Genomic DNA, 17,006 nt, shown 5'->3' on the forward strand with positions numbered 1-17,006 from the left:
AATGGTTTAGAAGTTCAGTTTTATTCCAAGGTTACATCTTACTCCGTAGTATTCTACCTGCTCAGGACGGTCTTCATTTTTTCCGAAGTGGTAGATCAGAGGTTTGTTCAGAATATTATTGATATCCATATACAGTCCTATATTTTTGGTAAACTGATAAGATCCTCCGAAGTCTAAGCTGCTGTATTTTCCATAGTAAGAATCATTGATGTCATCCTCGGCATATTCTACAGCGTATTTCCCTTTATAATTGTAGGCAAGTCGTGCATTAAATCCTTTTTGTTCATAGAATAGCTGGAAGTTGTATAATTCTTTGGCCTGGTAAGGAAGAGCCACCTTTCTGCCACTTGGCTTCTCCATTTCAGAAGTCATAAAGGTTGCGTTTACCTGTGCCCCGAAATACTTAAGGAATCCCGGAAGGAAATCAAATCTTTTGGTAATTCCCAATTCAAGGCCGCCCAACCATGCTGCACTTCCATTATTAGGAGCAGAGAACTGCACGCCGTTCATCCCATTGTAAGTTCCGATGAAAGAATCCTGAAAAATTGGATCTGTAATCGATTTATAGAAAACACCACCACTCAGAATTCCGACATTTGAGAAGTAATATTCTCCCATCAGGTCAAAATTCAAAGAATAGGTTGGATTAAGATTAGGATTTCCTCCTTTAAATTCATTATCCGCTTCAATATAAGTTCCACCAGGCGTCAGATCTCCGAAATTAGGCCTTGAAAATGTTCTTGTGGCTGCAAAACGAAGATTGGTTTTATCGTTTAAGGCATATTTCAGATGAATCATGGGGAGAACAGCAAGGTAATTTTTAGTATGTTCAACTGGCGTTAGCACATCATCAATCACATTATACCCTTTTACCTTTGTATTGGTATTTGATAATCTGATTCCCCCTAAAAGGGTAATTTTATCATTCAGTTTGTAAGTGGCCATTCCGTAAGCATCGGCATGCTTTTCAAAAACATCGAAGTTTCTTCCTAACGCTTTATTGTATTCCAAGGCTTCGGAATCAGTCGTATTGATTTTTAAATTCCCCTGATTATCATACCAGAACTGGTTCATTCCTCCCGTAGAAAGCACTGGCCCGAATGTATTTCCGATATGAGCATTCATTTCACTTAAATACTTTCTCCCGTTGGGCTGAGTTGTAATATATTGAGCATAATCAGATAACAGAGGTGCGGTTCCATTGCTCCAGTTGTAGAAAATATCAGAGAATTTGGCATTACGTTCCTTATCCCTGTATTTGAAACCATACTTTATCGTCAGGTTATCAGAAGCATTAATTTCATGATTAAAAGCTGCTACAATCTTATCTTTCTCTTCTACAAATACCTTGTAAAATTCGAGATCGGTAAATCTCATCTGGGTAGCATCCATTTTAAAGTCAGGATTGCTGTAGAAACCAAATAAGGCATCCGGATTTTTATAATCTAATTTTCCACCATCGGCTTTCCAGTAAGCTCTTGGCCCGTTTCCACGATCAGAAATATAATCAGGATTGATGCCTACTCCGGATTGGGTGTATTTAATGACATAATAAGAGTTGTTCTGCTTGTCAGGAATATTTCCATATTTAAACTGGTTGTCATAATAGGATAGATCCCAGTCAATTTTTCCCTTATTTAAATGATGAACTCCGCCTAATGAAATAGAGGTAAGTTCTGTAATCAGTAAATTGTGGATATTCTGAAGTTCTACTCTTGCCGTATTATTGGCAGAACTGAACTTATCAAATCGTATTCTGTGCTTGTAATGGGTTCATCATCAGAAAGTGTTCCGTACATTCCCTTCAGATACAAAGTGTTTTTTGGAGAAAGAACATATTCGAAAGCTGCATTAATTCCGGTAGTTTTTCTTACTCCGTTATAATCACGTAGTTCCATTCTGAAAACTCCTTCATCACCACTTCTTCTGGCTTCAAAATTATCCGTTGACCAATTTCTGATGAAATGCGCAAAGTTGAATAAGTATCCGAATTTTTTATCTTTTGTTCTTCCTCCATATAATAAACCAAGATTATACACTCCTTTGTCCGCTTTGGCGTTGTAACCGCTTCCTAATGTGGCTTTAAACTCTGTTTTCATAGGCGGTGTTTTGGTAATGAAATTCACTCCGCCACCAATTCCATCTGCTTCAATATCAGGCGTAAAAGATTTGTTGACATGCACATAAGAGATCAGTTCTGTTGGAAAGAAATCGAAAGCGGTAGCTCTGGATGTCGTTTCCTCTTCTGCGGTTGGAAGCCTGTTTCCGTTGATGGTTGTAGATGCCCAGAATGGCGGAAGCCCCTTAGAGAAACAAATCTTCCCTCTCCTTGGTCTCTTTCAATAGAAACTCCCTGTACTCGCTGTACCGTTTCGGCAGCATTTCTGTCCGGTAGTTTTCCGATCCCGTCAGAGGCGATGACATTGGTGATGTTGATTGCATTTTTCTGTAAGTTTAAGGCTCTTGCCTCCGTATTTTTTAAAGTTCCGGTAACGACCACTTCGTCAAGATTCTTTCTGGGCTGAGAAAGCTTTATGATTCCAAGGTCTGTTGTTTCATCAGATTTTAGATGAACCGTAATATCAGAAGTGGTATAACCAATATAGCTGATTTGGAGGCTATATTCTCCTTCTTTGATATCATTGATGGTAAACTTTCCGTCTACATCGGTGGTTATGTTTTTTGATGAACCTTTTATTTTGACCGTGGCACCGGGAAGCGGCTGGCTGTCATCAAGAACAGTTCCTATAATTAATTGCTTTTGCGCTGAAACAAAAGTGATGAAACAGACAGAAGCAAGGGTAAGTAATTTCTCTAAATTTGTTTTCATTTTTACATATATTAAATTTTTTATGCAAATCACGCTAATAATTTTAATATATATAAATATTTGATATTAAGTATTGTTTAACAAATTAAGGCTATTTATTACCCAAATTTTACTTTTCAAATATTTTTCCATGTGAAAAGTGAATAAGTTGTGCTTTTTATAAGTGTCTTATTTGTAGGGTATTGTGGATTAATTGAAACCTGGCTTTTTGAATAGATATTTTCTGTTGAAAAGGAGTTTTTGATTAACATATCGTTCATTTTAAACCAAAATGAGAAAACTAAAAGTTTACAAATAGTAAACTTTTTAGTGAAAGATAATTATGTAGTTGCTGAGAAAATATATTTTGTGACTACGAATTCTTGAATACAATCAATAATGCACAGCTGTAAAAGCTATGTGCCCTTTAGTTTGTAAAAAGAAATTAAGTTTACAAAATAAAAGCATTCACAAGAAACAGGGTGAACCATTATGTGTCCAAGGATTCGAGGCCTATACATAGATTATGAACCCTGTTTCTTTGAGAATAAGGTCATTATAGAAATTTAGGTTCGAGACCTATTATCAAGGGCTTAGACACGATTCTCAATGTGAATGATAACCTCAAAAAAGTTATGAGACAAAAGTACGTTATCGGCATTGATATTTCCAAATCAAAATTAGATTGTGCTATAATGGATTCTGAGTATAAGATCCAATGTGAGCAGATCATTCCCAACACAGAGAAAGGAATATCTTCATTTTTGAAAGGTATTTTAAAGCTTCTGAAAATAACCAAAGAAGACCTTTTGATTTGCTGCGAAAATACTGGAATTTATAACCGACCATTAGAGAAGTTTTGTTCAAAATCAGAGTATCTGCTTTTGGGTGGAACATCCTGTTAAAAATCAAAAAAAGCAGCCAGTGATTTAAGAGGAAAAAGATGATCGAAAAAGATGCCAGAAGAATTGCAGAATACGCTGTTCGCTATCACGATAAAATAATGCCTTATGAGGAATCAGAGGAAGTTATACAACGAATGAACGTGCTGGCTAAATCCCGTGATACTTTACTATTGCAAAAAACGGCTTTGGAAAATCAATTAAGGGAAGCCAAAAGTCACGATGTGTATGTGTTTAAGCTATTGACCCAAGCCTTTTTCAAAAAAAACGCTGAAAAACTCTTACCACATCTATAAAAAAACAATAGAAAAATCAGCTTTCAGAACTTATGGAAATCCAAGATGAGATTAAGAAAAAAAACAAAGAACTTTTTGATTTCCATTCCTGGAATCGGAACTCAATGTGCTCTTAATTTGATCATCATTACCAATAACTTCAAATCGTTTGATAATGCTAAACACCTTGCTTGTTATGCAGGAGTTGTTCCGTTCAAAAATCAATCAGGAACCATCGTAAAAAAAGAACGTGTATCGAAAATGGCGAATCAAAAACTGAAAAAGCTGCTTCATTTATCTGCCATGGCAAGTATACGAGCAGACAAGGAATTAAAGACCTATTTTCTGAGAAAAGTAGAAGAGGGTAAAAATAAAATGAGTGTTCTTAATGCTATAAGAAACAAATTAGTACATCGAATAATGGCCGTAATCAAACGAAAACAGCCATTTTTTCCAAAAGAAGAATTTTTATCAATAAAAAACACTTATAATACTTGCTTATTAACATAGAAATCTATGTGGTTATATTTTTAAACCACATAGGCACATAGAATAAAATTAATTGTGCATTCGTAGCTAAAAGTCTGTATAAGATAAAATTTATGCGGTATAAAAATAAAGAACTAGCATCACGCAGCTTTCGTTGCTGATACTTACCGGAACGTGGGGAAACTTTCCATTGAAATATAAAGAATCTCCTTCTTTCATGATGATTTCTTCATTATCAATGATGTATTTTACTTCTCCTTTCAGAATATATTTGAATTCCCAGGCATCTGTAATTACTTTTTCCCTTTTAGAATTAGGTTCCAGGGTAAGCAATACTGCTTCAAATCCCAAAGAATGAAGACTTTTGCTAAAGATGTGCATGTATTTAAAGCCTTCAGCTTCCACTTCTTTCTCTATAACCTGCTGACTTTCTTTAGGAACATAAATGAACTTTGCATTTGACTTTTTCTCCACGCCCTCAAAAAAGAAGCTTGCATCAATATCCAGTGATTGAATCAGATCTAATAATACAGGAAGCGAAGGAATTGTTCTTCCATTTTCGATACGGGAAACCAGACCGTTACTTACATTAGCTCTGAAAGCCAGTTCGTTAATGGTTAGATTGTTTTTCTTTCTGATATCCTTTAATCTCTTTCCGATCCCTATTAAAAAGTCATTCATGTTGTAGTCAATGAAAAGCAAAGGTAATATTATTCTATATAGGTTGTATGGCAAAATGAGGAATTCACGAAAAGGTAAAATTGTAAAAAGGTGAAAAAAATGAAAACGCAAAGCTCGCAGGTTTATTAGCTCACTGGTTTATTTTTAGAGCCTAAAGACACTTCATTCCATAAAGAAGGTTATCGTAGCTGAGTGAAACGCCTTTACGAACATTTTATAAGTATCATTTTACAATTCTTTGCGTGCATAGCGTTAAAAACCAAAATAAATAATCTTCAGTTCCACATGGTCTTCAAGAAACCTCCAACTTCCAGCTTCCTTCTTCCAACCTAGAAAGCTTTTCCATTCAATATTTCTATCCCGATAAAATTTCCCTATTTTTGTAAAACTCCTTATTTCATTTATGAAAAAAATAATTCTCATCGAAGACGAAACCAGTGTAGTATCTTTTATCAAAAAGGGGCTTCAGGAAAACGGATATGAAATTTCCGTGGCTTTTGACGGACGTACCGGCGTACAGCTGGTACAGGCCAATGATTTCGATTTGGTGATTTTAGACATTATGCTGCCAGAAATGAATGGGTTGGATGTCTGTAAGGAGATCAGAAAAACGAATCAGAGTGTTCCGATTTTATTCTTAACGGCTTTAGGTACTTCTGAAAATATTGTTCTGGGACTGGAAAGTGGTGGTGATGATTATTTGGTGAAACCTTTCAAATTCATTGAACTGGTTGCCCGTGTAAAATCTCTTCTTAGAAGAAGCCATAACAATGGCCCACAGGAAATCGCTGAACCAGAGCCGGATAATGAACATGTATTTCAATTTTCTGATTTATCAGTAAATGATTACACCAAAAAGGTAACCCGTGCCGGAGAAGAAATTACATTGACTTCTACAGAATACAAGTTGCTGGTTTATTTTCTTCATAACCCTGAAAAAGTAATTTCGAGAGCCGAGATCTTAGATGCTGTCTGGGGTGTAAATTATGAACTGGGAACCAATGTAGTAGATGTATACGTGAATTATTTAAGGAAGAAACTGGACGATAAAGATGATAATAAATTGATTCATACCGTAATAGGAATGGGGTATGTTCTGAAAAAGCATAATGAATGTTTAACAAAGTGATTACAAATCAGACCAAAACGATGGTACTTTTAATGTTGGTTTTTACCGTCATTATTTTACTGTTCAGTGGATTGGTTTATTTTTCAATTGTTAATTTTTCTCATCAAAGGTTTTATGAGCTTTTAAAAATTCGTACCGCCACCATTGTTCAGATAGAAAAAAGCAAGGATCATCTGGATCTTCCTGAAAATTATATTCTCAGCAATCTGAATGATGAAGAGCTTCCGATGGAAAAAGACTACGTTTTTGCAGTTCCTACGGATTCTAATTTCAAGAAAATCTCTCAGGAGGTTCACATTCCCGATTATTTCTTTAAAAATGTTCTCAAAAAAGGAGAGGACAACTATAATGATAAAGAATTCTATTACATTGGCCAGAGTTTTAGATATGAGGATAAAGATTATATCGCTATTGCTTCAGCTAAAAACCATTATGTAATTTATTACCTTGGATTTTTAAAGAGAACGCTGCTTACCTGTATAGTGCTATCACTTTTCTTTAGCATGATCTTTTCATTTTATCTTTCTAAAACACTCTTTAAACCTATCCTTAAAATTACAGGGAAAGTAAAAGAGATCAGTTCGGAGAATCTTCACCTGAGACTTGAGCCACAACCGGATAATAAAGAACTGAATGAATTAGTAGACACCTTCAACGGAATGCTTAATCGTATTGAAACGTCTTTTGAAACTCAGAATCATCTGATTGGAAATGTTTCCCATGAATTGAGAACTCCCCTTACCTCGATTATGGGTGAAGCTGATGTTGCTCTTTCTATAAGCAGAACACCGGAAGAATATAAAGAAACCCTTGAAATCATTCTGGATGAAGCTGAAAAACTGGACAGAAAGATTAAAGCCTTATTAATGATCGCCCAAACCGGGTTTGATGGTAAGATTCAGAAAATGGATAAGGTAAGAATGGATCAGTTGCTCTGGGATGTTATTGAAACCCTGAGAAAAATTGATTCCAGAAATAATATCTATCTGGATATCAGTATGCTTCCTGATAATCCTAAAAAATTGAAGGTACAGGGGAACGAACAACTTTTACATCTCGCTGTTGCTAATATTATCAGTAATGGCTGCAAATATTCTAATTTCCAACAGGTTAAAGTTTCCTTGGGAGCTACCGACGCAGATGTTTACATTATTGTAAAAGATGACGGGATTGGAATTCCGCAACAGGAAATGAATAAAATCTATGATCCGTTTTTCAGAGCTTCTAATACCAATAATTATGAAGGGTATGGAATTGGACTTCCATTGGCAAGAAATATCGTAAGAATGCACCATGGTGAGCTGATCGTCACTTCAAATGAAAATCAGGGAACTACAGTACAGATGCGTTTCCCTAACTTTTACAGTACACAAAAAGAAACGGTGTAAATCTGAAGGTAGAAAGTAAATGCTTCCTCAAATACTTTAGATAGGTGTGTTATCTTAATGGTCTTTCTGAATATTCCCTTTTTAATAACTTTTTACGTTACCTATAAGCCTATCTTTTATAATATATACTTGCCGAAAATCTTTGATTTTCTTGCGCCTTAAAAACAGATTATTATTTAAAACCCTTTGCGCCTTGGCGTTTTCCAACATAATTAAAAATTTTCCACTTCTGATTTTGCTGACTGCTTTTGGAAAAACGCAAAGCCGCAAGATCTTTAATAGGATGTACGCTTTTAAGGCGCAAAGATTTTATCTTCGATAAAATTCTCCCGTTGGGATATGTTGTTGATAATAATGTGTTTATGTAAAACGGCTTATTTCTGTTTTTCTCCATATTAATACCCGTTAACAATTTTCTAATCTCATTTTAATCTCTTTAATGACATTTTAATTCCATTCCAAAGAGCTTCTAATCTCATCGTTCTAGTTTTGTATCATCAAAAAAGATAAACACAATACAAAATAATAAAGAACATGGCTAAAACAATTTTAATTGCAACAGATTACTCTCTTGAGTCATTGAACATATTGAAAAAAGTATTAAGAGAAAAAGATGCTGCTGAAGATCAGAATCAGTATAATATTCTTTTAGTTTCAGGATACGATTCCGGGGATTCTATCAGAGATCTTTTATTCAATACGAAGACCACGATTTTCAACAAGATAAGACCTGGAGAATTCTGTGATGCTTATGAGATCATCAAGAATAAGTACCCTCATTTAGTCAGTAAGATTGTCTGTGACATCTTTACAGGAAGTTTTCAGAGAACCTTTAACCAATATGTGGTGGCGAATACGATTGAAGAAGCTTATTATTCTAACTCCATTAAAAGTAAAGGCAAAGGAAAATTTGATCTTGTTCCTTATATAAAAAAATGCAAAGAACTGCAGGCCGGGGAAATTACCCTTGAAATCAAAGAAAGACTTCCGGAAAGAGGAAGGTTGGCAGAGATCTTTGTAGAGGTCTAAATTATTATCAACATCATTAAAAAAGATTTAAAATGTTAAGAAATTATAGTAACAGCAGAACATTGGGAGACAATATCAGGTTGGGGACGCTGACTGCCTTTACGGCAGGTACTATAAATATAGCATCCCTACTTATATTTCTCTCTTTTACATCAAACGTAACTGGCCACTATGCAATTTTAGCTGCGGAAATCAGTAAAGGAAACTGGACGCAGGTAGCGGTAATGGGAAGTTGGATCTTTTTATTTTTCTTCGGAAGCTTTCTATCCAACTTTATCGTAATTAATTTTAATAAGAAAAGTAAATATTTTGCCCACGCAATGCCTCTTGTCCTGGAAATACTATGTTTGTTTGGAGTAGGAGTATACGGTCAATTGTATTATCAGAAAACATTAGAAGAAACAGAAGTTTTGGTAGCAATAATGCTTTTTGCAACAGGACTGCAGAATGGGTTGACGGCCAGTATTTCCAACTTCTCTGTTAAAACAACCCACCTTACGGGAACAACAACCGATTTGGGAATTTTGGTTTCTATGTTTACCCAGAAGAAATACAGGAAAAACGGGGAATTAATCGGAAGAGCAAAATTGCTGATGAGTATTATGATAGCCTATGTATTAGGAGCTATATTCTCAGGATTAACATATTACTACCTGGAATTTAGAGTATTCTATGTCATCAGTTTATGTCTTATGATCGTAATCGGATATGATGCTTATAAAATTCATGTAAGACACTTTAATACGAAGTACAGATACAACAGGATTTATAAGAAACCCAATCTTTTTGCTTATCTGTACGAAAAGATCCATGGAGTTCCTAAAATGAATAAGAAAAGAAAATTAGTCTTTGAAGACTAAATCCCCGGTGCAGGGGAAATATTACTATTATTTTTTGTATAAACTAGCTGGTTCAATCCTCTATTGATGTAAAACAATAGGGGATTGTTCTCTTTGAAAGCTGAGATCACAGATAGTTTGGAGCAGAATTTGCTGAAAGCTGTATTGTTGAAATGTTGATAATTAAATATTAATTCCCGTTTTTAATGTTTTAATTCCCATTTTCATTGACTATTTTTGTAAGTTGATTTACGTTTTTATGTCAGATATTATTCAGCTTTTACCGGATCATGTAGCCAACCAAATTGCGGCAGGAGAGGTGGTGCAGAGACCTGCATCCATCGTGAAGGAACTTTTGGAAAACGCTATAGATGCAGATGCAACGAAGATTGAACTGATCATCAGAGATGCCGGGAAAAACCTTATCCAAGTGGTAGACGACGGAAAAGGAATGTCCGAAACAGATGCCCGATTAGCATTTGAAAGGCATGCTACTTCCAAAATCAGAGGAACCGAAGATATCTTTAAGATCGCAACGAAAGGTTTCCGAGGGGAGGCACTGGCTTCTATCGCAGCTGTTTCACAAGTTGAATTGAGAACCAAGCAAAAGGATGCTTCTATTGGAACCAACATATATATTGAAGGGGGCGTTTTTCAGTTTCAGGATCCTGTACAGACTGCAGAAGGATCTAACTTTCTGGTAAAGAATCTTTTTTATAATGTTCCTGCCAGAAGAAAATTTCTGAAAAACAACAATATTGAATTCAGACACGTTATTGATGAATTTCAACGTGTTGCATTAGCTCATGAAGGATTGGAATTTTCTCTGTTTCATGATGATGAAGCTGTTTTCAGATTGAGAAAAGGAAGTCAGATGCAGCGTATTGTAGATGTTTTCGGAAGAAAATTACAACCGCTTTTGATTCCTATCAAAGAAGATATTATCTGGTGTAAGCTTCACGGATTTGTTGCTAAACCGGAAGGGGCCAAAAAAGCAAGAGGTGAGCAATTCCTCTTCGTAAACGGAAGATATTTTAGAAGTCCTTATTTCAATAAAGCAGTACAGGAAGCCTTTGAAGGTCTTCTTCAACCGGGATATGTGCCATCGTTTTTTCTTTATCTGGAGATGGATCCGGAGAAAATAGATGTCAATATTCATCCGCAGAAAACAGAAGTGAAATTTGAAGATGAGCATCTTATTTTTGCCTTACTTCGTTCCACGATCAAGAGATCATTGGGAATTTATAATGTTTCTCCAAGTCTTGATTTTGACAGAGATCCGCATTTGGATGAGATGATGAATAAACCTATCCCAAGCAAAGGCAATGGAGGAGGAAGTGGTGTTATAAAAATGCCTGAAATTATTGTAGACAGGGATTATAACCCGTTTTTGGAAGAGAAAAATGTAGTGCATCCGGAAGAAATTCAGAATCTTACGGAAATGTACCACCAGAATATTACAGCAGAACCATCAAAGATCAACCTGTTTGAAGATGAAGATTTTGATGAGGATTTAATGAGACTTCCGAATGGATACTGGTTGTTCAATAAAGGAGATGTTACTCTGATGCTTGATTTGGGAAGAATGCACAGACTGTTGGTTTCAGAAAATAACAGGTCTACAAGAAAAACAAATACAGGTACAAACAGCCATGCTTTGCTTTTCTCTCTGGAATATCATATGAATGAGATTGAGAAAAGTAAATATGAATCCATCAAGAAGTATCTTCCTGAACTTGGGTTTGACATGAAAATTGCTCACGAAAGTGTATTGAGAATAGATTCACTTCCTGAAGGGTTGAAAGAAACACAGGCGATGAAGTTCCTGGAAAACCTTTTCGAGATCTTGGATTATAAGACAGAAGATGAATTCATGCAGTATTACCACAACCAATGGAGTAAAATGCAATCCAAGTCAAGATTTGACTTTATTTATAAAAAAGATGCGGAACAAGTCATCAAAGATTTTACAGCACTAGGATTCCCGGAGTTTTTACCAGATGGAAAAAGATGCTTCTATGAAGTTCCGTTTAATGATTTTAAAAACAAATTTTAAAAAATATGTTTAACAATATACCACCAATTACAAGGAATATTATCATCATCAATGTGATCGTATTTATTGTTACCTCTTTAATGGGGGATCAGGTAATCAGCTACCTTGCCGGATTTTATCCCTTTTCTCCTTTCTTTCATTCTTGGCAGGTGATTACCCATATGTTTATGCATGGAAGTATTATGCATATTTTGTTTAATATGATGACACTCTTCAGCTTTGGTCCTATTTTGGAACAAACATTGGGTGAAAAAAAATATCTTATTCTCTACTTTTTAAGTGGTTTGGGTGCTTTCTTCCTGTTTAATTTGTGGAATTTTGTTGAAGCGCAGCAACTTTCCAATGAATTACAGCAATTAGGTTTTAACGTAAATGCTTATATGTCCGGAGCAAGTGTGCAATTTTCCGGAGATGCATCTGCGATTATGAAGCAGAAAGAATTATTAGATAGTTTAAAAGGCATTGTAGCAACACCTATGGTAGGAGCTTCAGGTGCCATTTTTGGAGTCGTGGCCGCTTTTGCAACCTTATATCCGGATTCAAAAATTGGAATTATGTTTATTCCGGTTCCTATAAAAGTAAAATACCTTTTACCAATCGTTATTGTGGTTTCTGTATATCTTGGAGTCTCTGGAAATGGAGGTGGAATTGCACACTTGGCTCACGTTGGTGGAGCTTTAGTTGGTTGGCTATTGGCAAGGATCTGGAAAAAACATTTATATAGATTCAATTAATCATTTTCTGTGAAGATTTTCCGACTTATTATATTGATCCTGCATGTAGGAATCCTATTTCTATTGCTGGGGTCGCTGTTGAATGCTTATATCCCACCTAAAATATTTCCGTGGTTTAATCTGTTGTCTTTGGGGTTCCCGATTCTTATCAGTCTGTATGTTATTTTTACCATATTTTGGATCTTTAGCTGGAAAAAAAGAGCTTTTGTATTCATGTTTGTGGGATTAGCATTTATTAATCCTGTGAAACGATGGGTTAATTTTTCCTCTGAAAGTAAAGGGAGTTTAAGTACTATAAAAATCGTGTCTTTTAATATAAAGGCAGGGCTTATGGGAAAAGAAGAGGTTTTAAATTATCTGAAAGCTCAAAATGCGGATGTTATTCTCTTGCAGGAAGATGGTGGAATAGACTATCCAACTCTAAAAGGCTATAATAGAACCCGATCGAATGGCTTTTTAACAATTCTTACAAAATATAAGATTTCCAACGAAAAAGTAATCTACTCTGAAGATGAAAATGCAAGCTTACCAGGTGGTCTTCAGGTAGATATTGAAATAAAAGGGAAGACCTATCGATTTGTAGATGTATATCTCTATCCATTTCAGTTTGAAAAAGAAATGGTTAAGCTTAATGGGGATTCTGATGCTAATGAGAAAAAAGTAAAGGATGTTGTAAAAAAATTAATTCCTACTTTCAAAAAACATCAGGATCAGGTAAAGAATATCTATCAAGCTATAGAAAACTCACCATATCCTGTTATTGTAGCCGGAGATTTTAATTCTGTTCCGAATTCTTATGAGTATTATCACCTGTCTAAAGGGCTTGAAGATGCATTTATGACTGCGGGCAGAGGAAGCGCAACCAGTTTTCACGATTATAAATTTCCGATTAGGATAGATTACGTTTTTTCTTCAAAATCATTGAAGGCTGTTTCTTATGTAGTTGACCGTTCTGTCAGTATTTCAGATCATTATCCGGTAATTTCTGAACTTTCTCTGAACGAGAAATAATCATAAAAATAGTTAAAGTTTGATGGCTTGGTAGGGTTTTTGCTTAAAAAAAGGGTACCAAGACCGTTTTTTCATGAAGTCGAATCAGATATTACTATTCATACATATCGCTGTTGCTGTTTTACTGTTATGTACCCTAGGAAATGCTTGGGTTCCACCTAATCTTTTGGGGAACCTGAATTTGTTGTCTCTTGGTTTTCCCTATCTGATATCGGTACATATTATTCTTACATTGGTATGGATTATCAAAAAAAATAAGATAGCGATTGCTTTTGCATTAGGAACATTACTTTTTTATAATCCAATAAGAAGATGGGTCAATTTTTCTCCTCAAACAGATAAAGTGAAGACGATACGGGATATTAAAGTTCTTACTTTTAATGTAAAATATGGTGATTACGGATGGGACAAAGTAAAAAATTATATCAAGGAGCAGGATCCGGATATTATTTTAGTTCAGGAAAAAGATACCAACCGTGCTTTAAGACAGGATCTTGTAAAATATCCGTCGGTAATTCTAAAGACAAAACATAAGATTGTAAGACAGGCAGAAATTATAGAAGATAACTCAAGAGGAAATTCTTTCTATGCGGATGTCGATATTAATGGAAAAATCATAAGAATCGTAAATGTTTACCTGGAACCTTTCAGACTTCAGAAGACAATGTTTACAAAGTTGGATGCGATGGGAATAGGAAATGTTTCTAGTCTTCTTTCCCATATGATTCCTACTTTTCAGGCGCATGAGGATCAAATTAAAAAGATCAGAAAAGCCATTGATTTTTCTCCTTACCCGGTAATCTTAGCTGGAGATTTTAATTCTGTTCCTAATTCATATGAATATTATAGTCTAGGAAAAGACCTTCAGGATGCATTTTTAACGGCAGGAAAGGGAAGTGCTTCAAGTTTTCATGATTATAAAGTTCCTCTAAGAATTGATTATATTTTCAGTTCAAAATCAATCATTCCATTAAGCTATAAAGTAGATAATACTGTAGAATTATCGGATCATTATCCAGTAATTGCAGAATTTCTGCTAAATTAGTTCCATGAAAAATTTACTGTCTGCGATTTTTGTTTTAATTCTTCTTTTTACCGCCTGTTCCAAGAAAGATTCTCCGGGATTTGCAGCTGAACAGGAAATGAGAATGCATTATGATACAGTTGCTGTGGATTCTTTTTCTAATGGTGCTGTTACCGTAGATATTGCCCGTAAGATTAAAATGTCTTCGCCTCAGTATCTGGATTCCGTAAAACAGGCTAAAAAAGCCTTGGAAGAGGAAAAGAAAATTAAAGCTGAGCTGGAGAAAGAAAATAAAACGAAGGCAGAGGAAGAAAAGAAAAAGGCAGATGCTGAAAAGAAGAAAAAAGCAGCTGAGGCTCCTCCTTCCACTGAAACCAAGACAGAATAAACCCAAAACATTTTAAAAAATATACAATATGAAAAAGCAAATTCTTGCAGCAATAGTGATTTCAGTATTCACGGTTGCTTGTACAAAATCAACATCAAAGACTGAGCAGGTAGAAAATGCAGATGGATCTGTTACTACCACAACAACTACGGTTACCGAAACCTCTCCTCATATGGTTGATTCGGCGAAGGTAAACGAAGCCAAGGAAAAAGTCGATGCAAAGCTAGATCAGGCAGGTAATAAAATAGACGATGCCGCTCAAAAAGCTAAAGCTAAAATTGATGCTACAGCAGACAAGACGAAACAAGATCTTAACAAAACAGGGCAAGATATCAAAACAGAGGCTAATAAAGTAGGAAAGGATATTAAAACAGGTGCTCAGGAAGCAGGAAAAGACGCTAAAGAAGCTGCAAGAAAAGGAGCTTCGAAAGTAGAAGATGCTGCTAAAAAATTAAAAGAAGATTTAAGCAAATAATAAAAAACCCGCAGTTGAATTCAACTGCGGGTTTTTTTATGGTTGGGAGTCAGAAGAGGGAAGCCGGAAGCGCCTTCTCTCTCTAACTATAGTCATTGTAAATTAAATCCTTCTACACTTACTTCAAAAGAAAATATAAGTAGTATAAAGACTGCAAGAACCTCCATCTTCCAGCCTCTAGCTCCCTGTCCCTTATTATCTATTCAATTCCAGTAAAGGTTCAATATATTCTCTGTCATTACTTAATCTAGGGACTTTATTTGTCCGCCAAGCTTTCCTCTGGATTCCAGCCAGTGATAAAACAGATTATCTTTGGCAATATGAACAATGGGTCTCCTTAGCGTCATGTTATTATATCTTTTTGCTTCATAATCCGAATTGATTTTCTTCAAATGCTGATCAAAGGCATCAATAAAGCTGTCCAGATTATCCGGGTATTGACTGAATTCAAAGATCCATTCATGAGCACCACCTTCATTTTCTTTCATAAAGACAGGGGCACCCGTAAAATCTGTAATTTGAGCACCCGTAAGCTCACATGCTTTAGACAATGCAGATTCTACATTGGTAATCATTAATTCTTCCCCAAAAGCATTGATATAATGTTTCGTTCTTCCTGTTATTTTTATTCTGAAAGGATTGGTAGAAGTAAATACAACCGTATCACCAATCAGGTATCTCCATAATCCACCATTGGTAGTGATCACCATGGCGTAGTTTTTTCCAATTTCCACATCTTCCAGGCTTACCACTTTTGGATTGGAAAAATGAAATTGATCCATTGGGATAAATTCGTAGAATATTCCGTAATCAAGCATCAAAAGCATTTCATCACTGTTGGATCTGTCCTGTATTCCGAAGAAGCCCTCAGAAGCATTGTAAATTTCGTAGTAATTGATGTTTTTTCCGATGATCTGACGGAATTGTTCCCTGTAGGGCTTAAAACTTATTCCACCGTGAAAAAACACCTCTAAATTCGGCCATAGTTCCGAAATGCTACCTACATTAGTTTCGGTCAATACTCTTTGCAAAAGCACCATCATCCAGCTCGGTACTCCAAGGATGCTTCCTACATCTTCATTTTTTACCTCAGAAGTGATTGCTCTAAGCTTGCTTTCCCATTCGCCCATTAAAGAAACTTTTTTGCTTGGGGTAGTGGTGATCTCTACCCAGAACGGGAGGTTGTCAATTAAAATAGCAGATAGATCTCCAAATTTGGTATTAAAATCCGCGTATAATTCAGAACTTCCGCCTAAGCGTAAATTTTTATAATTAAATAGTTGATTTTCAGGATGATTATTGGCGTAAATGGATACCATGTCTTTTCCTGCCTTCATATGGCAGTATTCAAGGCTTTCTGCAGAGATCGGGATAAATTTACTTTTAGCATTAGTAGTGCCGGAAGATTTAGCAAAATGTTTAATCAATCCCGGCCAGCTTACATCTTTTTGCCCCTGCCTTGCTTTTTCAATATAGGGTTCCATTTCTTCGTAAGTAACAATCGGAACTTTATTTTTAAAGTCCTGATAGCTTGAAATGGAGTTGAATCCATGCAATTTACCATATTCAGTATCCTCCGCATGAAATAGTTGGGAAAATAGTATACCCTTCTGAGTCTCAATGGGATGATCCATGAAATTCTGAATCTGATCTATCCTTTGACGGATAAACCAGTTGACTACGGTATTAAAAAGTGCTTTGGTTGCCATTCCAACAAATATAATAATATTTGAATGTTTAGAGAATTTTTTATAGGCTTAAATAAAAAAACCGTTAC

The 17,006-nt window shown here is 35.5% G+C and carries 17 protein-coding genes and 1 pseudogene; 13 read left to right on the forward strand and 5 right to left on the reverse strand.

Annotation, left to right across the window (positions count from 1 at the left end):
- Positions 1-6: 6 nt before the first annotated feature.
- The 3 genes from QWZ06_RS27195 to QWZ06_RS27205 all read right to left on the reverse strand — a co-directional run bounded on the left by QWZ06_RS27195 (position 7) and on the right by QWZ06_RS27205 (position 2,830).
- The gene (locus QWZ06_RS27195) at positions 7-1,392 is read right to left on the reverse strand and encodes a TonB-dependent receptor domain-containing protein (protein WP_353960043.1); all 1,386 of its coding nucleotides are present in this window, start codon (positions 1,390-1,392) and stop codon (positions 7-9) included.
- A 317-nt stretch (positions 1,393-1,709) separates the two neighbouring features.
- A complete protein-coding gene (locus tag QWZ06_RS27200) occupies positions 1,710-2,183 on the reverse strand; it encodes a hypothetical protein (protein ID WP_290302268.1) in 474 nt (157 codons plus the stop codon).
- An 8-nt stretch (positions 2,184-2,191) separates the two neighbouring features.
- Entirely contained in the window at positions 2,192-2,830 is a 639-nt protein-coding gene (locus QWZ06_RS27205; RefSeq protein WP_290302269.1) for a beta-sandwich domain-containing protein, read from the reverse strand.
- A gap of 614 nt (positions 2,831-3,444) precedes the next feature.
- Here QWZ06_RS27205 and QWZ06_RS27210 point away from each other — a divergent pair.
- From QWZ06_RS27210 to QWZ06_RS27220, 3 genes are read left to right on the forward strand one after another with little or no spacing between them, the layout of a single operon-like run.
- A complete protein-coding gene (locus QWZ06_RS27210) occupies positions 3,445-3,714 on the forward strand; it encodes an IS110 family transposase (protein WP_290302270.1) in 270 nt (89 codons plus the stop codon).
- A gap of 38 nt (positions 3,715-3,752) precedes the next feature.
- Positions 3,753-4,007: a hypothetical protein gene (locus tag QWZ06_RS27215; protein WP_290302271.1), complete on the forward strand. Its 255-nt coding sequence runs from the start codon at positions 3,753-3,755 to the stop codon at positions 4,005-4,007.
- 45 nt (positions 4,008-4,052) lie between these two features.
- On the forward strand, positions 4,053-4,496 hold the full coding sequence (locus QWZ06_RS27220; protein WP_290302272.1) for an IS110 family transposase: 444 nt from the start codon (positions 4,053-4,055) through the stop codon (positions 4,494-4,496).
- Positions 4,497-4,586: 90 nt separating this feature from the next.
- Here QWZ06_RS27220 and QWZ06_RS27225 read toward each other — a convergent pair whose 3' ends face one another.
- A complete protein-coding gene (locus tag QWZ06_RS27225; RefSeq protein WP_290302273.1) occupies positions 4,587-5,156 on the reverse strand; it encodes a helix-turn-helix domain-containing protein in 570 nt (189 codons plus the stop codon).
- A gap of 403 nt (positions 5,157-5,559) precedes the next feature.
- On the opposite strand from QWZ06_RS27225, the gene QWZ06_RS27230 reads away from it, so the two are divergent.
- The 10 genes from QWZ06_RS27230 to QWZ06_RS27275 all read left to right on the forward strand — a co-directional run bounded on the left by QWZ06_RS27230 (position 5,560) and on the right by QWZ06_RS27275 (position 15,229).
- The gene (locus tag QWZ06_RS27230; RefSeq protein ID WP_290302274.1) at positions 5,560-6,285 is read left to right on the forward strand and encodes a response regulator transcription factor; all 726 of its coding nucleotides are present in this window, start codon (positions 5,560-5,562) and stop codon (positions 6,283-6,285) included.
- Positions 6,270-7,673, forward strand: a complete 1,404-nt coding sequence (locus tag QWZ06_RS27235) for a sensor histidine kinase (protein WP_290302275.1) — start codon at positions 6,270-6,272, stop codon at positions 7,671-7,673. Before QWZ06_RS27230 ends, QWZ06_RS27235 begins: the two co-directional genes overlap by 16 nt.
- A 534-nt stretch (positions 7,674-8,207) precedes the next feature.
- Positions 8,208-8,702 (forward strand): hypothetical protein, encoded by a 495-nt coding sequence (locus tag QWZ06_RS27240; protein ID WP_290302276.1) that lies wholly within the window; start codon positions 8,208-8,210, stop codon positions 8,700-8,702.
- Between the two features lie 32 nt (positions 8,703-8,734).
- Positions 8,735-9,562 (forward strand): YoaK family protein, encoded by an 828-nt coding sequence (locus QWZ06_RS27245; RefSeq protein ID WP_290302277.1) that lies wholly within the window; start codon positions 8,735-8,737, stop codon positions 9,560-9,562.
- A gap of 238 nt (positions 9,563-9,800) precedes the next feature.
- Entirely contained in the window at positions 9,801-11,597 is a 1,797-nt protein-coding gene (gene mutL, locus QWZ06_RS27250) for a DNA mismatch repair endonuclease MutL (RefSeq protein ID WP_290302278.1), read from the forward strand.
- Between the two features lie 5 nt (positions 11,598-11,602).
- Complete coding sequence (locus QWZ06_RS27255) at positions 11,603-12,331, forward strand: rhomboid family intramembrane serine protease (protein WP_290302279.1); 729 nt, start codon at positions 11,603-11,605, stop codon at positions 12,329-12,331.
- Positions 12,332-12,340: 9 nt separating this feature from the next.
- Positions 12,341-13,342: an endonuclease/exonuclease/phosphatase family protein gene (locus QWZ06_RS27260; RefSeq protein WP_290302280.1), complete on the forward strand. Its 1,002-nt coding sequence runs from the start codon at positions 12,341-12,343 to the stop codon at positions 13,340-13,342.
- A gap of 73 nt (positions 13,343-13,415) precedes the next feature.
- On the forward strand, positions 13,416-14,387 hold the full coding sequence (locus QWZ06_RS27265) for an endonuclease/exonuclease/phosphatase family protein (protein WP_290302282.1): 972 nt from the start codon (positions 13,416-13,418) through the stop codon (positions 14,385-14,387).
- Positions 14,388-14,391: 4 nt separating this feature from the next.
- Positions 14,392-14,754 carry a hypothetical protein gene (locus QWZ06_RS27270; RefSeq protein WP_290302283.1) on the forward strand — a complete coding sequence of 121 codons (363 nt, stop codon included), beginning with the start codon at positions 14,392-14,394 and terminating at the stop codon, positions 14,752-14,754.
- A gap of 28 nt (positions 14,755-14,782) precedes the next feature.
- Entirely contained in the window at positions 14,783-15,229 is a 447-nt protein-coding gene (locus tag QWZ06_RS27275) for a hypothetical protein (RefSeq protein ID WP_290302284.1), read from the forward strand.
- 195 nt (positions 15,230-15,424) lie between these two features.
- On the opposite strand, the pseudogene QWZ06_RS27280 reads toward QWZ06_RS27275, so the two are convergent.
- Positions 15,425-16,938, reverse strand: a pseudogene (locus tag QWZ06_RS27280) (GH3 auxin-responsive promoter family protein).
- Between the last annotated feature and the right edge of the window lie 68 nt (positions 16,939-17,006).

The organism is Chryseobacterium tructae, assembly GCF_030409875.1.
Classification (GTDB): Bacteria; Bacteroidota; Bacteroidia; order Flavobacteriales; family Weeksellaceae; genus Chryseobacterium; species Chryseobacterium tructae.

Bases quoted from the DNA above. Each gene is read 5' to 3' on its own strand.
- QWZ06_RS27220 (WP_290302272.1), top strand. From the start codon at position 4,053: ATGAGATTAAGAAAAAAAACAAAGAACTTTTTGATTTCCATTCCTGGA.
- QWZ06_RS27235 (WP_290302275.1), top strand. From the start codon at position 6,270: ATGTTTAACAAAGTGATTACAAATCAGACCAAAACGATGGTACTTTTA.
- QWZ06_RS27210 (WP_290302270.1), top strand. From the start codon at position 3,445: ATGAGACAAAAGTACGTTATCGGCATTGATATTTCCAAATCAAAATTA.
- mutL (WP_290302278.1), top strand. From the start codon at position 9,801: ATGTCAGATATTATTCAGCTTTTACCGGATCATGTAGCCAACCAAATT.
- QWZ06_RS27245 (WP_290302277.1), top strand. From the start codon at position 8,735: ATGTTAAGAAATTATAGTAACAGCAGAACATTGGGAGACAATATCAGG.
- QWZ06_RS27265 (WP_290302282.1), top strand. From the start codon at position 13,416: ATGAAGTCGAATCAGATATTACTATTCATACATATCGCTGTTGCTGTT.
- QWZ06_RS27270 (WP_290302283.1), top strand. From the start codon at position 14,392: ATGAAAAATTTACTGTCTGCGATTTTTGTTTTAATTCTTCTTTTTACC.
- QWZ06_RS27225 (WP_290302273.1), bottom strand. From the start codon at position 5,156: ATGAATGACTTTTTAATAGGGATCGGAAAGAGATTAAAGGATATCAGA.
- QWZ06_RS27240 (WP_290302276.1), top strand. From the start codon at position 8,208: ATGGCTAAAACAATTTTAATTGCAACAGATTACTCTCTTGAGTCATTG.
- QWZ06_RS27255 (WP_290302279.1), top strand. From the start codon at position 11,603: ATGTTTAACAATATACCACCAATTACAAGGAATATTATCATCATCAAT.
- QWZ06_RS27205 (WP_290302269.1), bottom strand. From the start codon at position 2,830: ATGAAAACAAATTTAGAGAAATTACTTACCCTTGCTTCTGTCTGTTTC.
- QWZ06_RS27215 (WP_290302271.1), top strand. From the start codon at position 3,753: ATGATCGAAAAAGATGCCAGAAGAATTGCAGAATACGCTGTTCGCTAT.
- QWZ06_RS27275 (WP_290302284.1), top strand. From the start codon at position 14,783: ATGAAAAAGCAAATTCTTGCAGCAATAGTGATTTCAGTATTCACGGTT.
- QWZ06_RS27195 (WP_353960043.1), bottom strand. From the start codon at position 1,392: ATGGATGCTACCCAGATGAGATTTACCGATCTCGAATTTTACAAGGTA.
- QWZ06_RS27230 (WP_290302274.1), top strand. From the start codon at position 5,560: ATGAAAAAAATAATTCTCATCGAAGACGAAACCAGTGTAGTATCTTTT.